We start from the raw sequence: 21427 nt of genomic DNA, 5'->3' as shown, positions 1-21427 counted from the left end.
GTATTTTTGTAAAATTTGTTGTAATATAGAGTCTGGCAAGTATTGATGTATAATTATGATGAACCATTGAAAAATAAAGAGGGGTAAATATTAGTGGAGAGAAGAGAACAATATAAAAGAGTCATCATGTTTTTTGCTTCTGCGCTTATTCTGGCAGTACAGACAGCAATATATGCATATGTCTGGTTTTCCTATTATGACTCCAGAGGGGTTATCCGTACAACGTTTGTAAGAGGTAACTGGGTAGTTGTGGGAATGTATGCACTGATGCTGTTTTTCTTCTACAAATTGTACGGAGGATTCAAAGTAGGTTATTTAAGGGTACTTGATGTGCTCTATTCCCAGATTGCATCCGTATTATGTGTGAACGGAATAACTTACCTGCAGATGGCATTGATTGGCCGCTGGACTTTTGGAGCGCATGTGCTGCCGATGTTCTATATTACGGCAATTGATTTAGTAATCGTCGTTTTGTGGGTGCTTATGATGCGCTGGATTTACGTGCATATATATCCCCCAAGGAAGATGCTGCTGATATACGGAGAGAAAAATCCAAAGGATCTGATCCGCAAGATTTCCTCCAGGGAAGATAAATATGATATTTGCGAGTCCATTCATCTGGGAGATGGCATGGATAAGCTGAAAAGTAAAATAGATTGCTATAAGGCAGTAATTCTGGGAGATATGCCTTCCCATGAAAGAAATCTGCTGTTAAAATACTGTTTTGAAAAAGATATCCGGTGTTACTGTATTCCAAAAATATCGGATGTAATGATTATGAGTTCCGACAGCATACATCTGTTTGATACACCGCTTCTGCTGTTTCGCAACAGAGGCCTTACGATTGAACAGAAGACGGCAAAACGTCTGACCGATATTATTATTTCCGGTCTTGGAGTTGTAATTGCATCTCCGTTTATGCTGATCATTGCGCTTTTAATCAAATGCTATGACAGAGGTCCTGTGTTTTACCGTCAGGAACGACTGACCGAGCGCGGCAGGACATTTTATGTACTGAAGTTTCGAAGCATGAGAGTAGATTCTGAGAAAGAGGGAGCACGCCTTGCGATGAAGCAGGACAGCAGGGTAACACCGGTTGGAAGGGTGCTCCGTAACATTCATTTTGATGAGCTGCCTCAGTTATTCAATATTTTGAAAGGGGATATGTCTCTGGTAGGTCCAAGACCGGAGCGTCCGCAGATTACAAAGGAATACAAAGAAAAGATTCCGGAGTTCGATTACCGCTTAAAGGTGAAGGCCGGACTCACCGGATATGCACAGGTGTATGGTAAGTATAATACCACTCCTTACGATAAGCTCAAACTGGATTTAGCGTATATTGAAAATTATACCTATCTTTTGGACTGGAAGCTTATGCTGATGACAGTTAAAATTCTCTTTCAGAAAGAAAATACGGAAGGAGTAGAGGCATGGCAGGTGACAGCGGCGACAAAAGAGGAAGAAGCAAAAAAAGAGAACAAATAAATAAATATTCTGTATTAATGTCTGTATATAAAAAGGAAGAACCCGCATTTTTAAAAGCGGCAATTTCCAGTATGATGGATCAGACAGTGCTTCCGGACCAGTTTGTACTGGTCTGTGACGGGCCTTTAACAGAAGCATTAGACGAAGTGGTGGAACATTTCCTGGAGCAATATCCGGAGGTGTTCCTTGTTGTACGTTTAAAGGAATGCGGCGGTCTGGGGCCGGCGCTGCAGACCGGAATAAAGCATTGCAGAAATGAGTTGATTGCCCGCATGGACAGCGATGATATCAGCCGGAATGACCGTTGTGAGAAGCAGCTCTATATATTTAATAAAAAACAGGTGGACATTACAGGTGGGATTATCGAGGAATTTGCAAGTGATATGCATGAAATCTCAGGGAAAAGGGTAACGCCGAAGACCAGTGAAGCCATTTTAAAGTGTGCAGGCAGGAGAAATCCATTTAACCACGTAACGGTGATGTATCGTAAAAGCGCGGTGATAAAGGCCGGTGGTTATCAGGACTTCCCTTATTTTGAGGACTATTATCTCTGGGCCAGAATGTTGAAAAACGGTGCTGTTGGATATAATATACAAGAGCCGCTTGTTTATGTGCGAACAGGAGAGAGCATGTTTGCAAGACGGGGCGGTATGGCTTATGCAAAACTGGCAGTGAAGTTCAGGTGGTATTTAAAGAAGAACGGTATTTCTACCTGGATGGATTTTCTGATTTCGGCAGGCGGACAGGTTCTGATCTGCATTTTACCCAATGGCTTCCGGAAGAAATTCTATGAAGTAATTTTAAGAAAGACAAAGTAGGAGCGTTTATGGTTAAAGGAAAAGCAAAACGGAAAATATATTTTGCCGGAGGATCAGTATTATCGGCAGTAAATAAGGTGATTCCCAAAAATAAGAGAAAAATCCTGATCTTCTGTAAAGGAGAACTTTATGATAACAGCGAAACACTGTTCTGCTATCTGATGAAGTATAAATTTTATGAAAAATACGAGATTGTCTGTGCAGTTGGCAGACCCCGGGACTATCAGAAACTGGTGAGAAAAAATGTCCGGTTTGTAAATCTGGCGGGAAGTTTAAAGGAAATTATGACGGCGGGATTTATTTTTTACCATGGGGAAATTCTGGCAATCATGCCCACAAAAGATCAGGTGTCGATTGACTACTGGCATGGAACCCCTTTAAAAAAGATCAATCATATGCTGGAGGACAAGCTGGGAGATTACCACTATGATTTTTTTACCTATTTAACAGCGCCAAGTGAAATGTTCCGTCCGATTATGGCGGAAGCTTTTAACTGCAAACTGAATCAGGTAATCATTGCCGGACATCCTCGGAATGATGATTTGTTTTCAAAAAAAGATGAATTTCATAAGCTTTCAATTGTAAAGGGAGATTATCAAAAGGTATTTGCCTGGATGCCCACCTATCGTATTTCACGGGATAAGCTGATTATGGATTCCAGTGAGGACTATGTAAAAAATGCAGGCATTCCCTTGTTTCATACGGCAGAGAGCTTTACAAAACTAAATGCTTTTATGAAGGAGCATAAGAGCCTGCTGCTGATCAAACTGCATCCGGCACAGAATCTGGAGGCGCTGGCGATTAAGGATATGAGCAATATTAAGATACTGACAAATGCTTATCTGGATCAGAAAAGAGTCCGTTTGTATCGACTGCTGAAAGATACCGATGCCCTGATTACCGATTATTCATCTGTATATTTTGATTATTTACTTCTGGATAAACCGGAAGCTTTTATCATAGAAGACATGAAAGAATATGGAAGCCACAGAGGTTTTGTAGTGGACAATCCCCTGGATTACATGCCGGGAGAGATTATTGAAAGCCAGGAAGGTTTCTATGGATTTTTAGAAGATTGTATTGCAGGTGAGGATACTTATAAGGAAAAACGTCTTGAAATTAATGATAAGGTAAATCATTACAAAGGCGGAGGGAACTGCAGAAGGCTGCTGGAATTTGCGGGCATTAGCAAATAGGAGCAATTTAAAGCAGTCTCTAAAGGGGCTGGAACGTGTTTGAAATGAAAGAAAAAGAGGTACCCATGAAAAGAGAAATACTGAAAATGCTAAGCGCCAATCCCGCTGTGCGGGAAGGTTGTGTAAGGCTGCGCAGTTTTTACCGGAGGACGCGTAACAAGCTGGAGTATGAAAGGCGTTATGCTACCCAGGAAAAATTAATTTTATTTGAGGCCTATAAGGGTAAGAATTACAGCTGTAGTCCAAAGGCGGTCTATGAAGAGATGATCCGGGACAGCAGGTATGACGAATATAAGAAAGTATGGGCCTTTGAAGATCCTGAGTGCCACCGGGATTTAGCGGATAGAAAAGATACCATAGTGATCCGGCATAGAAGTAAAAAGTATTTCCGTTATGCGGCACAGGCAAAATACTGGGTGACAAACAGCAGGATGCTGGATGAAATACAGAAAAAGAAGGATCAGGTCTATATTCAGTGCTGGCACGGTACGCCGCTGAAGCGATTAGGGTTTGATGTGAAAGTGCATAAAGGCGGTGCCCAGGAAGAACGGGAACTGAACAGAGAGTATGAATACGATGCTATGAAATATGATTATATTTTATCTCCGTCACCGTTCTATACAGAAAAGATTACATCCGCATTTAATCTGAAAGCGCTAGGAAAAGCGGATATTTTTGTGGAAAAAGGGTATCCCAGAAATGATTTTCTGTATCAGTATACAGAAGACCAGGCAGAAGCAATCAAGCGTAAACTTCATATCCCACAAGGGAAAAAGGTGATTCTGTATGCACCTACCTGGCGTGACAGCATGCAGGAGGTGGGCATTGGATGTACCTATAGCCTTGGACTGGATTTTGCAGTTCTGCAGGAAAAATTTAAAGAAGAATGTGTCATCTTGTTCCGGACCCATTACTTCATTAAAAATGTCATTGATCTAAAGCAGTTTGAAGGATTTGTCATCGACGTTTCAGAGTATGGAGATATTAATGATCTGTATATTGTCAGTGATTTGCTGATGACGGATTATTCCAGTGTATTCTTTGATTACGCTAACCTGAAGAGGCCAATCATTTACTACATGTATGATTTTGAACAGTATAAAAACGAGATGCGGGACTTTTATATAGATGTGGACACCCTGCCGGGGAAAATTATAAAGACAGAAGAGGAATTGCCCGGTGCTATCCGGGAAGCTATGGACGAGTTCCGGTATGATGAAAAGTACAGACAATTCAATGAAATTTACAATCCGCACTACGGAGAAAATGCAAGCCGTGCCGTGCTGGAAACCTGTATCAGATCCTAAGAGGGGATGATGCGTGATATGTTCAGGCAGTGAGGCAGACGTGTCATGAAATTTGAAACATCTGTGAAACTGCGCCGGGAGTTGCACCTGGAAATGTTGTATGATATAATATCTGGAATGTTTATTACGGAACGTACATTTAGATGAGGTGAAACGTTGAAAGAAAAAATAAGAAATGGAAAGGAAGCCACGCTGTAATTCTTTCAACTTGTTTTATTTGTGGCAGTATCGCAGAAAACCTGCGGTATGCAATGGGCATAAAGATGAAAAAAATTATTACCTATGGAACATATGATTTACTCCATTATGGACATGTTAATCTGCTTCAGAGAGCCAAGGCGCTTGGAGACTACCTGATCGTAGCATTGTCTACGGATGAATTTAACTGGGATGAAAAACAGAAAAAATGTTATTTTCCATATAGTGAAAGAAAACGTCTGCTGGAGTCGATCCGCTACGTGGATCTTGTGATCCCTGAAAATTCCTGGGACCAGAAGATCAGTGATGTGAAAGAATTCAAAGTGGATACCTTTGTAATGGGGGATGACTGGGAAGGAAAGTTTGATTTCCTGAAAGAATACTGTGATGTGGTATATCTGCCCAGAACGCCTGAGATTTCCACAACTCAGATAAAACAGGATTTAAAGAAATAGGAGCCGGAAAATTCATGAAACGATTTATTAATGATATTAAAAAATTTTATCAATATACCATGTATGCTGCCAGATCTGAGCTGAAATCGGAAGTTGCCAGTTCTTATTTAAACTGGCTGTGGTGGATATTAGATCCGCTGCTTTTTATGATGGTATATACTTTTATTGCTCAGATAGTGTTCAGCAATAAAAAAATAGATTTTTTCCCAATCTATGTATTTATCGGCCTTTCTGTCTGGAATTTCTTCAATAAGGTGGTCATCAGCAGTGTAAGGGTTGTAAAAAGCAATAGTGCGGTTGTTTCTAAAGTGTATGTACCAAAATATATGCTGATTTTAAAAAATATGCTGGTAAACGGATTTAAAATGATGGTTTCTTTTGGACTGGTAATTATCATGATGGTTATCTGGAGAGTACCATTTAGTTTTAAGATCTTATATTTCATACCGCTGATCCTGATCCTTTGTCTGTTTACCTTCGGTATAAGTGCAATCGTATGCCATTTTGGTGTATTTATCGAAGACCTGCAGAATATTTTGACGGTATTTTTGAAATTGATCTTTTATATGTCAGGAGTATTTTATGCAATAGATTCTATGAATCAGATACCGGCACCTATTAAGAATCTCCTGCTTAATTTTAACCCTGCTGCATTTATAATGTATTCTCTGAGACGCACAATGCTGTATTCCCAGTTCCCTCACCATAAATTTATGTTAATGTGGCTGGTGATCGGTTTTGTTCTGTCGTGCATAGGTGTGCGGGTGATTTACAAATATGAGAACAGTTACGTGAAGGTGATATAGATGAGTGTTGAAAATGCGATTAAGGTGGAAGACCTGAATATTTCTTATAAATGCTTAAATGCATATTCCATCAAAAAGAACTTTTTTAAATTAAAGAAGACAAAGACGGAAGTCCATGAGGCGGTAAAAAATGTTTCTTTTCAGGTGCGGGAAGGAGAAATTCTCGGTATTGTTGGGAAGAACGGCAGTGGAAAATCCACAATGCTCCGGGCTATTGCGGGGATTTTCTCACCGGATTCCGGAACCATTGACCTCTTTGGACATACCGTATCACTCCTGTCCATTGGAGTTGGTTTTCAGAAAAGCCTGTCCGGTAAGGAAAATATTATGCTTTCCGGTATGCTCCTTGGATTTACGGAAGAAGAGGTTCGCAGACAGATGCCAGAGATTATAGAATTTGCAGGACTTGGTAAATTTATTAACATGCCGGTGAAGACCTATTCCAGCGGTATGTATTCCAAGCTGGCATTTTCCATTACCGCTATTTTAAAGACCGACATAATGCTCATTGACGAAGTATTAAGTGTTGGTGATGCAAAATTCAAAAAGAAGAGTTACCGCAAGATGAAAGAACTGATCAGTGAAAAGGATCGTACCGTAGTCATTGTATCCCATAATAACGATACCCTCAGATCACTGTGTGACCGGATCCTGTGGCTCCATGACGGGGAAGTTAAGATGCTTGGAACTGCAGAAGAAGTTTTGCCGGTATATGAAGAATTTATGCAGTAAGGAGGCATTAGGCATGTCAAAGAACAAAAGTTTAGCAGGGAGACTGCATGGTAAAATAAAAAGAACTCTGAAAAAATGCAGCAGCAATCATCCTGCAGTATTAAAATTCTACCGGAAATATGTGTATTTGATGCGTAGACTGAAATGTACCTGGTATGGTATTAAGACACCAACAGACAGCCATATGGTTATCTTTACGGGGTTTTTCGGCTCACAGTATGGTGACAGCCCAAGGGCATTGTATGAGGCGATGCTGGCAGATGAAGCTTATAAAGATTTTCAATTTGTATGGGTGTTTAAGAATACAAAGAATTTTGAGTTTTTAAAAGAAAACAAAAATACTTTTATTACAAAAGTGCGTTCCAAAAAGTATTATGAATATCATGCGAAAGCGAAATACTGGGTATGCAATGCATCTGTGACCAACTATCTTTATCCGAAGAGGGACCAGGTAGTCATACAGACATGGCATGGTACCCCTTTAAAAAGGCTTGGACTGGATATTGAATTTGACAGTGATAAAAAACGTTCCCTAAAGGAAAACTATCATAAATACAAACAGCATGTGAAGAAGCTGGATTATTTCCTGTCTCCTTCTAAGTTTGCAAGTGAAAAATTTGATACCTCTTTTGGAATTTCCCGGTTCGGTAAAGAAGGGATTCTCCTGGAAACCGGATATCCCAGAAATGATTTTCTTTTCACACACACCAGTCAGGATGTGGAGCGTTTAAAAGAACAGCTTCATATCGGGAAGGATAAAAAGGCGATCTTATACGTTCCAACCTGGAGAGATAATCAGTATGTGGAAGGACAGGGATATCTCTATCAGCAGCATGTGGATCTGGATGCCCTGGCGGAGAAACTGGGAGATGAATACGTAATTTTATTCCGTACCCATCACCTGAATAAATTCACGGGTGAATACCGCTATCCGGAAAGAATCGTGGACGTATCGGAACATAATGATATCAATGAACTGTATGTTGTCAGCGATATGCTGATAACCGATTATTCCAGTGCATTTTTTGATTTTGCAAATTTGAAAAGACCGGTATTGTTCTATATGTATGATCTGGATGAATATATGAACCAGATCCGCGGCTTCTATCTGGAGCTGGAAGAACTTCCAGGACCAATTATTCAGGAAGAAAGCAAGCTTGCGGATGCCATCACGGATCTGTTTGCTAACTTTACGGTAGATGAAAAATATCAGTCATTCAATCAGAAATTTAATTATCTGGATGGACCTGATACCAGTAAGAAAGTTTTGGATATCTGTATTCCGGCGAAGTAAAATAAATTTTTACAGATCCGAAATGCAGGGAAGATATCATTTACGAAATTATAGAAGTCAGAGGTGTAATAATGGGATTCGCAGAAAAACTGAAAGTCGGCATTGGCTGGCGCGTGAAAAAGATAATTCGATTCATAAAAAAAGGTTTTCGACGTATTAAGAAGCTGATAAAACTGGTTTTTAAGAAAACAAAAGAAGGTTACTTTCGATTATCAGGTGTATTTCGCGGCAGAGGTATCTGTCTGTTGGCAAACAGTAAACGATTAAAGTCTTATAAGGATAAGCATCAGGGTGAACGGTGCTTTCTGGTGGGAAATGGTCCGAGCTTAACAAGCAGCGATCTGGACCTGATTAAAGATGAGACAACGATTGGCTGCAATATGGTTTATAAAATATTTGACCAGACAGAGTGGAGGCCCACTTACCATTGCCTTATTGATGTGATGTTTGCAAAAAATCTGTCAGAGGAGATTGCAGACAATGTAGAGGCACCTTTCTTTGTAAATCTTACTGCTTATCACTATATGAAAAAAAGGCCGAAGGACAGCACCTATGTCTACAATGTGGCAAAAGAACCCTATAAGATCAGTAACAATTTTCTGTCATATTATGTTCCGTCGGGTGCTACGGTTATGTCATTTATGATAGAACTTGCCATTTACATGGGATTTAAAGAAATCTATCTGATTGGTGTGGACTGTACATCCAGCTTAGCAAAAGACAGCCATTTTATCAAAGATTATCTGAGTGATGATATGAAACAGATGGACGTAAAACGGATTGAGAACCGATTAAAAGCTCAGGATCTGACAAAAGAAGAGGTATCTGAATATTACAGGCAGAAAGCGATTTTTGCTTATAATAAATTAAATGATTTTGCAAATGAGAGAGATGTCAAGATTTACAATGCAACCAGAGGAGGCGCTCTGGAGTCATTTGAAAGAGTAAACCTGAGTGACATACTAGGAGGCGTGAACGCATGAAAGTAGTAGGAGTAATACCATCAAGATACAAATCAAGCAGATTTCCGGGAAAACCATTGGCGGATCTTCATGGCAAACCAATGATCTGGTGGGTATATCAGCAGGTAAGCAAGGTAAGAAACTTTGATGAAGTGTATGTAGCAACGGATAATCAGGAAATTTACGATGTCTGCACGGGATATGGATTCAAGGTGCTAATGACAAGTGAAAAGCACACCAATCCTACAGAGCGGACGCACGAAGTATCCGATAAGATTCCCGCAGATATCTACGTGTTTATCGGCGGAGACGAGCCGTTAATCGAAGCCCAGGCAATTGAGAAAGTAGTGGAAACAGCGAAAAACACACCGGAATTCTTTGTGGCAAATGCAATGACCACGATTAAGACAGGACCGGAAGTTATTGATTTTACAAATATTAAAATGATTGCAAACGAAGCAGGCGACGGCCTTTATACATCCAGAAGCCCGCTTCCCTATCCAAAGGGGAGTCTGGAGTTCGATTATAAGAAATTCGTTGGAATCTGCGCATTTACAAAAGAAGCATTGGATTTCTTCGTCACCACTCCACAGAGCTTGCTGGAGAAGGTAGAGGAGTGCGACCTGATCCGCTACATCGAACATCATAAAAAAGTGAAATTTGTGGATGTAGACTGCAGAACAGTGTCTGTAGATACACCTAAGGATCTGGAAATGGTAAAGGACCTAATGGTTGCTGAAGGAATTGTAGGATAGGAGTTTTTATGTATAAAGCTGTAATATTTGACCTGGACGGCACCCTGCTGGACACTTCAGCAGGCGTACTGAAAAGTGTGGACTATACGATCGAAAAGATGGGTTATCAGCCTCTCGCTGAAGAAGTAAAGCGCACTTTTATTGGCCCGCCAATTAAAAAATCATTGATGAAGCAGTATGGATTATCAGAAGAAGAAGCCGATCAGGCAACGGAAATTTTCCGGGATCGGTATAAAAACCATGATCTGTTTTTGGCTGAAGCCTATGAGGGTATCTATGATTTGCTGACTGCCCTGCATTTAAATGGTTACAAAATCGGGGTTGCTACCTTGAAAAGAGAAGACTATGCAATCGAAATACTAGAACATTTTCAAATAAGCAAACACTGTGACATAATTTGCGGATCAGATTTTGCCAGCAAAATGACAAAAAAAGATGTACTTCAACGCTGTGAATCCCTCATGGGGCTTGCATTTTCAAAAGAAGGAATCCTGATCGGGGATACGACTTCTGATGCAGTGGGAGCTTTTGAAGCCGGGGTTGATTTTATGGCGGTCACTTTTGGTTTTGGATTTAGAACTGAAGATGATGTTAAAGAGTATCCGTATGTGTTTTCTGCTGATACGGTTGGGGACATCAGGGAATTTTTTGGGGTATAGAACCTCGCAGACAGACATGCTTTTTCGAAAGGATGTCTGTTCGCGGGGTTTTGTGTTAGAACCAGTTTGGAAAGTATTAGCAACAATCTGCTGCGGTTTGCGGAATGAACGGAATTAAGCGATTTTCAAACAGGCTCCGGAACAGAAAAATATAAATGAGTCAGGGAGATAAGAGGATGGATAAAAGAATGGATAAAAAAGTACTGATTTCGGTAATTATACCGGTATATAATGTGGAAAAATATTTGAGAAGATGTCTGGATTCTGCTGTAAACCAGACCATGAAAGAAATAGAGGTAGTGGCCATCGATGATGGATCGACAGATAGTTCAGGTGTGATTCTCGATGAATACAAAAAGAAATATCCGGAGATCATGCAGGTTCTGCATACGGAAAACCATGGGCAGGGAATTGCAAGAAACCTGGCAATTAAAGAAGCAAAAGGTACATATCTTGCGTTCTGTGATGCAGATGACTACATGATCGAGAATTCCTTAGAGCGCATGTATGCACGTGCCCAAAAAGAAAATTGTGATTTGATCTATGGCGCTTCCTACCGGGTAAGGGGTAACGGAAAATATCTGTTGGGATTGCTGCCGGGACCGGTTACCAAAGAAAGTATGCTTCTGGATATTACACCATTTACATTATGGAGCCTTCTGGTAAAAAAAGAACTCTGGGAAAAAACGGGCGGAACAGCAGACATGATTTACCAGGATGTAGCCTATATTCCAATTTTGATCGCAGCGGCTGTAAAAGTCGGATATGAGCCGGCTCCGGTTTATTACTGGATGGATCGGGAAGACTCCACAGTACACCGCACAAAAGAAAAGAAAATTTTAGATTTTGTAAAAGCTGCAAAAATGGCAATTGAGAATATTGATGCAAAATATCGTAATGAAATCGTAATGAATATGGCAGAAAAGACCATTGATAAATCGAAAGCAATGTGGTATTTTGGGGATGAGTTCTTTTCGTATTTCAAGTCACTTACATCTTTGATTGAAAAGAATCCATGCTATCTGGCTAAGCCGGAGAAGTATAAGGAAATCACCTATTATCTGAGCTTAACAGAGCAGGCAATGCCTAAGAGAATTTATCTGGATGGATTTTCACAGGAAATCACATCCGAACAGGCGTCAGAAGCAGCACAGCAGGCCTTTCGTGAAGAGGGGGAGGCAGTGGTGTTAAGTCCGCAAAACTGCGATGTGCATGAAAACCAGATGATAGAGCAGGCATTTCTTCAAAAGAATTTTAAATTGGTAGTCGGATATTTTGCGTTAAAGAAAATTTATGCAGAAGGCGGATTTTATCTTGGCGCCAACATGAAAATAAATGGACCATTTGATTGTATGCGCTGTTATCCGGCATTCTTTAGCTTTTTTGATGAAGAACATTTTACAGATAAGGTATTTGGCGCAGCAAAGGGCAACCCTGTTATAAAAGAGATAATTAACGGGTTGGTCAATTGTAAAACCCAGACAGAGGCAGATCCGGAAAGACAGATAGAGAGTGTGCTTAAAGGGAAGTATGCTGTAGAGATGAATGGAAGAACCACTTATTCAAAACATCCATTTGTATTATTATCACCACTGGCAACAATGACGCCGGTCAAAGGAACCATATTAGATCTGAGTCAATGTACGCAGTTTGACATGAATCCGAAAGAATTATTTACAATTCCAAAATCAATCCTTGCGGGAATTGCAAATTATCCGGTGCCGTGGCAGGGTACTCAGATTAAGAATTGGAAGTTTAAATATGGAGAAACAAAAAAGCAGTGTGATGAGCTTAAGAAAAAATATAAGAAATGTACAGCTGAATTAAAAGAGATAAAGAATACAGATGAATACCGTGTAGGCAATGCGTTGAAAAAGAATGGATTTGGAAGATTGATTATGCGCGTGTGTCTGAAGATTTTGGGAAGCAGATAGAATAGATCAGTAGAAATTTGCAGCATTGCAAAAGAATAAAGCACAGAATATAATATATCAAAAGTCTGAATGCTGACCATAAATAGGAAAATACTTCACAAAATACTAATTTACCTGTATAATAGGTTCTGTATTACAGTAACCTATATCAGTTTTTGTAAAACAATATATTGAAGAGTCAATATATTTTAAGAACAGGAGAATAAAATGAATAATATAAAATTATTAGATTGTACTTTACGTGACGGTGGTTATGTTAATGACTGGAGATTTGGACATGACAACATTGTGAGTTTATTTGAAAGACTGGTCAGCACAAATGTAGACATGATCGAAGTCGGATTCCTGGATGAAAGACACGAGTTTGATATCGACCGTACCATCATGCCGAACACGGACTGCGTAGAAAAAATCTATGGCGGGCTTGACAGAAGACAGGCAATGGTTGTTGGAATGATCGATTTCGGAACCTGCGGAATAGAAAATCTGTCTCCCTGCAAGGACAGTTATCTGGATGGTATCCGGGTAATCTTTAAAAAACATCTGATGCATGAAGCAATTGCGTTCTGCCGTCAGGTAAAAGAATTGGGCTATCAGGTATTTACCCAGGCAGTTTCGATTACAAGTTACTCAGACAGAGAAATGCTGGATCTTATCGATCTCGTAAATGAGTTAAAACCTTACGCAGTATCCATTGTAGATACCTATGGATTACTTCATCAGGAACATCTGATGCACTATTTTGAATTATTAGACCATAACCTCATTCCGGAAATTGGTGTAGGATATCATTCCCATAACAACTTCCAGCTGGCGTATTCCAACTGTATGGAAGTTTTGAAAGCTCACACAGACCGTATGGTAGTAGTGGACGCAACTCTTTATGGAATGGGCAAAAGTGCTGGTAATGCGCCGATGGAATTGCTGTCAATGTATTTGAATACCAATTGTGGAAAAAACTATGATATCAGCCAGATGTTAGAAGCGATCGATATCAACATCATGAATATTTATGAAAAGAGTCCATGGGGGTATAATCTTTTCTTCTATCTGTCGGCATCCAATAACTGCCATCCAAGTTATGTAAAATATTTAATGGACAAGCATACATTATCTCTGAAGTCCTTAAATGAAATACTGGACAGCATTGAATTTGAAAAGAAATTATTATACGATCAGAAGCATATTGAACATCTGTATAATCAGTATCAGAATTCAGAATGTAATGATCTGGATGATCTGGTAAAACTGGAAGAACAGTTTGCAGGAAAGAAAATTCTGTTAGTTGGACCAGGTAAAAATGTCCAGGCTCAGGAAGAAAAAATCAAAGCTTATATTGAAGCAAATCATCCGGTTGTCATCTCTACAAATTATATACCGGGAGCCCTTATGGTTGATTACGTATTCCTAAGCAATTCAAGAAGGTATGTTCAGCTGAACAGCGTGATCACAGAGTATAAGAACCGTGATACCAAGGTAATTGCCACATCAAACGTAACGAATACAAAAGGGAGCTTTGACTACACCTTAAACTATAGTTCACTGGTAGATGAAGATGCTGAGATTATTGATAATGCATTTATCATGCTCCTGAAAACATTGATGAAAGTAAAAGTAGATCATGTGGCATGTGCCGGCTTTGATGGCTATTCACCGATTGAAGATAATTACTACAATTCCAGCATGGAATACAGGATTGAAAAAGAGAAGTCAAATAGTATGAACCAGTATGTGATTGACTGCCTGAAAAAGATGGATGATCATATCTCTGTGGAATTTATAACAGATACATTCTATGAGAAATAGAATTATCATTTTACAAAAAACGTGCAGAAGTTTCTTTTCGAAATGGCATTTTGAATATTTTGATACAACATATTTTATTGAAATTAGAAAAAGTTATAAAATGCAGGTAAGAGCTATCGGTGATTTGACCTGATAGCTCTTTCAATGAGAAGAGATATGCCCGGAGAACGGCTTGTTCTGAATCAGGTAGATGGGCCTTGGAGCGTGTCCTATTTAAATAGAAACAGTACTTTTTTGATCTGCCTTTAGCGTGAAATATGAATCAAATATTATAAAAGTATGAACTAAAATGCCTCAGAATGTCAAAATTAGCAAAAAATATGTAAAAAATAACCTTATATAGGGTGGTAAAATTTTAAAACATATGATATAATTTAAACACTATATTGTGAATATTATGCGGAGAAGATAAAATGAAAATTGCAGTTGCAGGAACCGGTTATGTCGGCCTTGTCACAGGTGTGTGCCTGGCGAGTAAAGGACATGATGTAACTTGTGTTGATATTGATGAAGAAAAAGTTGAAAAAATGAAAAAGGGGATATCCCCTATCTATGAGCCTGGACTGGATGAATTAATGCAGCAAAGCATGGATCATCTGCAGTTTACAACGGACTATGGCGCTGCATATAAGGATGCGGAGGCCATTTTTATTGGCGTGGGAACTCCGGAAAAACAGGATGGTTCCGCAAATCTGGCTTATGTCTTTAAAGTAGTAAAACAGATCGCGCAATCCGTAGAACGGGATTGTGTAGTTGTAGTAAAATCTACTGTTCCGATTGGTACCAACGACAAGGTGGAATCCTATCTTCGGGAGCGTTTGGTACATGATGTCAAAGTAGATATAGCGTCTAATCCTGAATTTTTATCTCAGGGAACCGCAGTTTTGGATACACTTCATGCATCCCGTATTGTCATCGGTGTGGAAGATGAAAAAGCCGGTGAAGTTTTAAAAAATGTCTATGAAAAATTCGATGCACCGATTATTGTTACAGATAGAAGAAGTGCAGAGATGATAAAATATGCATCCAATGATTTCCTTGCATTGAAGATCTCATATGTAAATGAGATCGCTAACCTCTGCGAAATCGTAGGTGCAGATATTGAAGATGTTACAAAAGGAATGGGATATGATGCCCGTATAGGAAAGCGGTTCTTAAACTCCGGAATCGGTTATGGAGGTTCTTGTTTCCCAAAAGATACAAAAGCCTTAAGCTGGCTGGCAAGTTTTAATGACAACGAAATAAAGACAATCAGAGCGGCCATTGATGTAAATGAAAACCAGAAATTAAAACTGGTGAAAAAAGCAAAAAAATATTATGAAGACTTCACAGATCTTAATGTGGCAGTATTGGGTCTTACCTTTAAGCCTGGAACCGATGATCTGAGGGAAGCAGCTTCACTTGTGAATGTTCCTATCCTTCTGGAAGACGGTGCCCATGTGAAAGCCTGGGATCCGGTAGGAGCTGAGAATTTTAAAAAGCTCTATCCAAAGAAAGTTGATTATTGTTCAAGCATCGAAGAGACTTTAAAAGATGCGGATATCTGCTTTATCTTTACCGAGTGGGATGAAGTAAAGAAATTTGATATAAAGAAGTACGAACAACTCATGAGAAAACCTATCGTATTAGATGGAAGAAATTGTTATTCCTTAGATGCGTTTGCAGATACAAAAATAGTATATAATTCGATCGGCCGTAAAACAGTGAATAGTGAGTTAATGTAGGACAAGAAATTACGGATATCCGTTTTTGCAGATATCCGTTTTTTGGGTGGTTGAAAGAGAAAAAGAGAACAAAGGAAGGGTTGATAAATAATTATGAAATTGATTATTCAGATTCCATGTTATAACGAAGCACAAACCTTAGAAATTGCACTGAATGACTTGCCGAAACAGATTGACGGCATCGATGAGATTGAATATTTAATTATAAACGATGGAAGCAAGGACAATACGGTAGAAGTTGCAAAAAACTGGGGGGTTCACTATGTAGTGAATTTCAAAAGAAACAAAGGACTTGCAAAAGGCTTTATGGCAGGCCTGGATGCCTGTCTTAGACATGGTGCGGACATAATTGTTAATACAGATGCTGATAATCAGTATTGCGGGGAAGATATTGAAAAACTGGTAAGACCGATATTGGATGGGGAATCAGATATTGTTATTGGGGAAAGACCGATTGATAATACGGAACATTTTTCGCCGTTAAAGAAAAGACTGCAGCATTTTGGAAGCTGGGTTGTTCGTAAGGCTTCTAAGACGGATATTCCGGACGCACCAAGTGGATTTCGTGCATATAGCAGGGAAGCTGCGCTGCGGATGAACGTTATTAATGAGTATACGTATACATTAGAAACGATTGTACAGGCTGGGAGAAATAAGATGGCTTGTACTTCTGTACCAATTAGAACGAATGGAGAACTCAGACCGTCGAGATTGTTTAGCAGTATGTTTGGGTATGTGAAGAAGTCTATGCTGACGATTGTGCGGGCGTTTATGATGTATCGGCCGTTGTATTTCTTTACGATTATCGGTAGTATTCTTTCTTTTATAGGAGTTGCGATTGGTATTAGATTTATTTATTTCTTCATAATAGATGGAGGTCGTGGCCATACACAATCCCTTATTTTAGCCAGTATGATGATTATTTTAGGTGTTATGACAGGCATTGTAGGTTTGCAGGCCGATATCATTTCCGGGAATCGGAAGTTATTAGAGGATATTCAATATCATGTAAGAAAGTTGGATTATGATAAATGCGATGAAAAAAATTCCAATTGTAAGGAAGAAAGTTGTACAGTATTAAGAGATGATGTAAAGGAAAGGGCGTAATACATGCTCATGGAGAGGCGAATCGAAAAAGATAGTGAAAAAATGAAACAGATAATAATGCATTATATGAGCAAAAACGATTTAGAAGGAGCTTTAAAGGCAATCACTTTTTTTGGAAGATATATGTATGCGTTAAATCAATGTTATGATGATGATGATGTTGAAAAAATAATCTATAAAATAGCACATAATATTGGTACCGTAGAAAAATCATTTCCAAAAAAAGAAAAAAGCATCCTTTTCTATGATGGTTTTGGACTAGATAATCGTGGATTAGCACTCATTTATGTGAGGGCCCTGGTAAACCTAAAGTTTGATATCGTGTATGTGACACTTGACAATAGAAAGGATTTTATACCTGGCATCTCTAAAGAACTAAAGAAAAATAAAAATAATAAAATAATATTTATTACTGAAAAGAATATAATTCGAAGTATTAAGACGATTAATAGTGTCGTAGAAAAGGAAAGTATATCTAAAATTTTATTGTATACAACTCCTTACGATTTGATAGGAATCACTGCATGCACTGGGCTGGAAGGAAGTATTGACAGGTTTCTGATAAACTTAACGGATCATGCTTTTTGGCTAGGGAAAAAATCCTGTGACTATTTTATTGAATTTAGAGATTATGGTGCATCTGTTTCACGTTACAAGAGAAAAATCTGTGCAAATAAGATAATCAAACTGCCTTTTTATCCAATGATTGATGACACAGTTGAGTTTCAGGGGTTTCCATTTTTAAAAGAGGATAAGAAGATTGTTTTTTCTGGGGGATCACTATACAAGACGTTAGGAGCAGATAATCTATATTATAAAATAGTTCTTCATATTTTAAAAAAACATTCGGATGTTATATTTTTGTATGCTGGTACGGGTGATGGACGAGAACTTAGAAAAATACAGGAAGAATATCCAGAAAGAGTATATTGGATATCGGAAAGAAGTGACTTATTTGCTGTAATGAAAAATGTCACTTTATATCTCAGTACTTATCCAATGATTGGCGGATTAATGTCCCAATATGCTATAGCTGCAAATACATTACCAATTACACTTATTTATGATGAATGTTCAACGGGTGTTTTACTTTATCCAGAAGAGCTAAGTATTGAGTTTACATCTGTAAATGAATTGTATAGTATGGTGGATCATCTTCTGGATGATGATGTTTTTCTACAAGAGCAAAAAAGTAAAATTAAACATCAATTGATATTACCGGAAGAATTTGAAGAACAATTATTACTGCTCTTAAAGGAAAAAAAGACAAAATTTCAAACAAATATAGAGGAGTTTGATACAAAATCTTTTTTGAGAACATATCTTGAAAGAATGAACTATTTTGAATATAGCAAAGTATTTGGGATTAAGAAAATAAAAATTATGTGGAGATGGTTTCCTTTTTATACAATTGTTGGTATTATTAGTAATTTAAAGGAAAAAATATTCCATAAATAATTTATATTTTGCTATTTATGAAAGGATTATAGTACTATGGAACATGTGAGCTTTGTGATTTTGCATTATGTTGTTTATGACTATACGATCAAATGTATTAATTCAATTCTAAATAATATAGAGTATGATAAATATACAATTATAGTTATTGATAATGGATCTCCAGATGATAGTTTTAAAGAGGTTGAACAACTTTATGCTAATAATAAAACTGTTATTTGTATTAAATCAGAAAAAAATCTTGGATTTGCGAAAGGAAATAATCTTGGATATAAATATGCGAAAAATAATCTTAGGTCAAGTTTTATAATAATTGCAAATAACGATACAATATTTGAACAACCAGATTTCGTAAATATTCTCAAAAAAGAGTATGCCCAGGAACAATATGGTTTGTTAGGACCAGATATTGTACGTATAGACGGGTATCACCAAAGTCCTTACAGACCAGAAATAATTAGTAAAGATCAGGTGAAGCGTTGGGTTTTAAACAGAAACATCTGGTATGTTTGTTTGAAGGTAAATAAATTTTTTTCTAAAGGTAATAATTCTCCGGTTTTACAGAAAATTTATAACAAAAGAGATAAGAAAAACAGAGCAGTAATTAATCATTCCCAAAGACAAAAACATGTAGTTCTTCAAGGTGCGTGCGTTATATATTCTCCGCTTTTTATCAAAAGATTTGATTATGGTTTTTATCCTGAAACTTTTATGTATTGTGAAGAAGATATTATAGCTTATCTATGTGAAAAAAATGGATTGGTAACAATGTATACACCTTCATTAAAAATTATACATGCAGAATCAGCGAGTACCTCGGCTAATACTGCATGTAAGATTGATAAAGAACTCTTCGTGACTAAGAATATATTAAAATCATTAAAGATTCTTTCCAAACTAATGGATTAGTTCAGATGTTTGGCAACAATTTCAGGAAATAATTTATATCCTAATAAACCTAGGTAATAAAGTATCGTTGGACTGATATAAATGATTACACCGGACATTTTCTCTAAAACACCAGAGTGATCACTTTTTAAAAATGGATATAAATGGCCATGGGTGTTTTGCTTAATACGTTTAAAAAGATTTTTATCATAATACTTGCAGCAAATCATGTTAAAGAGCATCCATAGCGATGTTCTGACTTTTCGATAGGATCCTTGATCTTTAATGTTCATATTCTCATGTTTTAAAATGCACCATATTAAATCTGCAGAATCCATGTTGCTTATTTTTTTAGGATCAAATATGCCTGTAGTTTTCATCTTCTGTAAAGCTGATACTTCATTCAATCTGTAATTGTATAAGGATTGACTAACATAGTGTCCGGTTTGACATGCATTATAATATTGGATTATCCACAGCATATCCTCGCCTACTTTTAAAGCTGTATTAAATCTAAGCTGAAGTTTTGAAACAATAGACATTCTAAACATTTTAGTGCATAAATAACCGCTGATATAATTACTGCAAAGAGTATATTCGTATAATTTTTCCCGAGTCATTTTACAATTTTGAGGTAGCACCATCGAAACAGTATTTCTGTTTTTAAGGCGATTATATCCGCAAAGTGATACATCCGTATTTTGAATAGCTTTTAATAACTCGCGCACAAAGTGTGGAGAAATAAAGTCATCAGAATCAATAAAAGTTAAAAAATCACCAGTTACATGATCAAGTGCAAGATTTCTTGCAGAGGAAACACCCCCATTGTCCTTGGAAAGAAATTTTATTCTGCTGTCTTTTGCTACATATTTTTTACAGATGTCTGGTGAAGTGTCTTTAGAACCATCATTTACTAATATGATTTCCAGGTTTGTATAAGATTGTGCTAAAACAGAGTCTAGACATTCTTCCAGATATGATTCTGCATTATATACAGGAATTATTATACTTACAACAGCTTTGCTTGAATTAGTTTGATTATACATAAATACCTCGCATATTTAAAAAGATAAGATTATTCTATCATAATAAATTTATCATAACAAGGGTTTTATATCTTTCTTGATAATCTAAGAGGTTATTATTAAACAAGTTTAAATTTTATAATGAAAAGAGATAAAAAATGAATTTAGATAATATTGCTAAAAGAATCGCACATATTTGTTCTTATATATATCCAGAAAAAATTATACGGGGATTAAAATATTTTAATAGATTAGTTTTAAGTGAAGTTTACAGTCGGAAATTTAACACTGCTGGTGCTGGCATATATATAAAACCACCGATTCAAATTAAAGGTTGGAAATATATTAATATTGGTAGAAATTTTAGGTGTGGATATAGATTGCGTATAGAAGCGTGGGATGAATATGAGAATGTAAAATATCAACCACAAATTAAAATTGGCGATAATGTAACCGTTGGGGATGATTGTCATATAGGTGCTATCAACAAAGTTATTATTGGCGATGATGTTTTAATGGGCAGCAAGATATATATAGCTGATCATTCTCATGGACAGGTCAAGGCAGAAGAAAAAGATATAAGGATGGTTCAGAGAAATTTACATTCAAAGGGATCAGTAGAGATAGGCAATAATGTTTGGCTTGGTGAAGGAGTTGCAATTCTTCCAAATGTAAAAATAGGTAGTGGAGCTATTATAGGCTCTAATAGTGTAGTTACAAAAGATATTCCTGAAAATGTGGTTGCTGTAGGGGCTCCAGCCAGAGTAATAAGAAATCTATAAAAATTAAGAAGTTATCAAGAGTAAATCAGATATTGA

The 21427-nt window shown here is 37.5% G+C and carries 19 protein-coding genes; 18 read left to right on the top strand and 1 reads right to left on the bottom strand.

From position 1 onward, the window contains the following. The first annotated feature begins 93 nt into the window (after positions 1-93). From QR40_RS21460 to QR40_RS21380, 17 genes are all read left to right on the top strand, one after another. Positions 94-1485, top strand: a complete 1392-nt coding sequence (locus tag QR40_RS21460) for a sugar transferase (RefSeq protein ID WP_027296776.1) — start codon at positions 94-96, stop codon at positions 1483-1485. Next, on the top strand, positions 1431-2303 hold the full coding sequence (locus tag QR40_RS21455; RefSeq protein ID WP_052430984.1) for a glycosyltransferase: 873 nt from the start codon (positions 1431-1433) through the stop codon (positions 2301-2303). The genes QR40_RS21460 and QR40_RS21455 overlap by 55 nt, the downstream gene beginning before the upstream one ends. Positions 2304-2311: 8 nt before the next feature. Next, entirely contained in the window at positions 2312-3499 is a 1188-nt protein-coding gene (locus tag QR40_RS21450; protein ID WP_044296692.1) for a CDP-glycerol glycerophosphotransferase family protein, read from the top strand. A 65-nt stretch (positions 3500-3564) separates the two neighbouring features. Then, positions 3565-4806, top strand: coding sequence for a CDP-glycerol glycerophosphotransferase family protein (locus tag QR40_RS21445; RefSeq protein WP_160295854.1), 1242 nt, complete (start codon positions 3565-3567; stop codon positions 4804-4806). A gap of 263 nt (positions 4807-5069) precedes the next feature. Continuing rightward, positions 5070-5459 (top strand): glycerol-3-phosphate cytidylyltransferase, encoded by a 390-nt coding sequence (gene tagD, locus QR40_RS21440; RefSeq protein WP_027296779.1) that lies wholly within the window; start codon positions 5070-5072, stop codon positions 5457-5459. A gap of 14 nt (positions 5460-5473) precedes the next feature. After that, positions 5474-6265 (top strand): ABC transporter permease, encoded by a 792-nt coding sequence (locus tag QR40_RS21435; RefSeq protein WP_027296780.1) that lies wholly within the window; start codon positions 5474-5476, stop codon positions 6263-6265. Then, on the top strand, positions 6266-6997 hold the full coding sequence (locus QR40_RS21430; RefSeq protein ID WP_027296781.1) for an ABC transporter ATP-binding protein: 732 nt from the start codon (positions 6266-6268) through the stop codon (positions 6995-6997). It abuts the gene before it with no gap. Positions 6998-7010: 13 nt separating this feature from the next. Continuing rightward, positions 7011-8291: a CDP-glycerol glycerophosphotransferase family protein gene (locus QR40_RS21425; RefSeq protein WP_052378049.1), complete on the top strand. Its 1281-nt coding sequence runs from the start codon at positions 7011-7013 to the stop codon at positions 8289-8291. 71 nt (positions 8292-8362) lie between these two features. Then, positions 8363-9274, top strand: coding sequence for a 6-hydroxymethylpterin diphosphokinase MptE-like protein (locus tag QR40_RS21420; protein ID WP_027296783.1), 912 nt, complete (start codon positions 8363-8365; stop codon positions 9272-9274). Further along, positions 9271-10008: a 3-deoxy-manno-octulosonate cytidylyltransferase gene (locus QR40_RS21415; RefSeq protein ID WP_027296784.1), complete on the top strand. Its 738-nt coding sequence runs from the start codon at positions 9271-9273 to the stop codon at positions 10006-10008. The genes QR40_RS21420 and QR40_RS21415 overlap by 4 nt, the downstream gene beginning before the upstream one ends. A gap of 8 nt (positions 10009-10016) precedes the next feature. After that, entirely contained in the window at positions 10017-10667 is a 651-nt protein-coding gene (locus QR40_RS21410; protein WP_044296691.1) for an HAD hydrolase-like protein, read from the top strand. A gap of 176 nt (positions 10668-10843) precedes the next feature. Next, on the top strand, positions 10844-12601 hold the full coding sequence (locus tag QR40_RS30140) for a glycosyltransferase family 2 protein (RefSeq protein WP_052430982.1): 1758 nt from the start codon (positions 10844-10846) through the stop codon (positions 12599-12601). A 207-nt stretch (positions 12602-12808) separates the two neighbouring features. Then, positions 12809-14407: an aldolase catalytic domain-containing protein gene (locus QR40_RS21400; protein ID WP_044296690.1), complete on the top strand. Its 1599-nt coding sequence runs from the start codon at positions 12809-12811 to the stop codon at positions 14405-14407. Positions 14408-14820: 413 nt separating this feature from the next. Continuing rightward, on the top strand, positions 14821-16131 hold the full coding sequence (locus QR40_RS21395; RefSeq protein ID WP_044296689.1) for a UDP-glucose dehydrogenase family protein: 1311 nt from the start codon (positions 14821-14823) through the stop codon (positions 16129-16131). Positions 16132-16224: 93 nt separating this feature from the next. Then, the gene (locus tag QR40_RS21390) at positions 16225-17238 is read left to right on the top strand and encodes a glycosyltransferase family 2 protein (RefSeq protein WP_044296688.1); all 1014 of its coding nucleotides are present in this window, start codon (positions 16225-16227) and stop codon (positions 17236-17238) included. Positions 17239-17247: 9 nt separating this feature from the next. Continuing rightward, on the top strand, positions 17248-18696 hold the full coding sequence (locus tag QR40_RS21385; protein WP_152614257.1) for a glycosyltransferase family protein: 1449 nt from the start codon (positions 17248-17250) through the stop codon (positions 18694-18696). Positions 18697-18732: 36 nt separating this feature from the next. Next, the gene (locus QR40_RS21380) at positions 18733-19605 is read left to right on the top strand and encodes a glycosyltransferase (protein WP_044296686.1); all 873 of its coding nucleotides are present in this window, start codon (positions 18733-18735) and stop codon (positions 19603-19605) included. On the opposite strand, the gene QR40_RS30135 is transcribed toward QR40_RS21380, so the two are convergent. Next, entirely contained in the window at positions 19602-20630 is a 1029-nt protein-coding gene (locus QR40_RS30135; RefSeq protein ID WP_052430981.1) for a glycosyltransferase family 2 protein, read from the bottom strand. The genes QR40_RS21380 and QR40_RS30135 overlap by 4 nt on opposite strands. Positions 20631-20767: 137 nt before the next feature. Between QR40_RS30135 and QR40_RS21370 the strand changes: the two genes are divergently transcribed. Beyond that, a complete protein-coding gene (locus QR40_RS21370; RefSeq protein ID WP_081999007.1) occupies positions 20768-21391 on the top strand; it encodes a DapH/DapD/GlmU-related protein in 624 nt (207 codons plus the stop codon). The last annotated feature ends 36 nt before the right edge of the window (positions 21392-21427 follow it).

This window comes from Robinsoniella peoriensis, assembly GCF_000797495.1.
GTDB classification, from domain to species: Bacteria; Bacillota; Clostridia; order Lachnospirales; family Lachnospiraceae; genus Robinsoniella; species Robinsoniella peoriensis.
The sequence above is the reverse complement of the archived record's forward strand: the minus strand, read 5'-3'. Positions and strand labels throughout refer to the sequence as shown.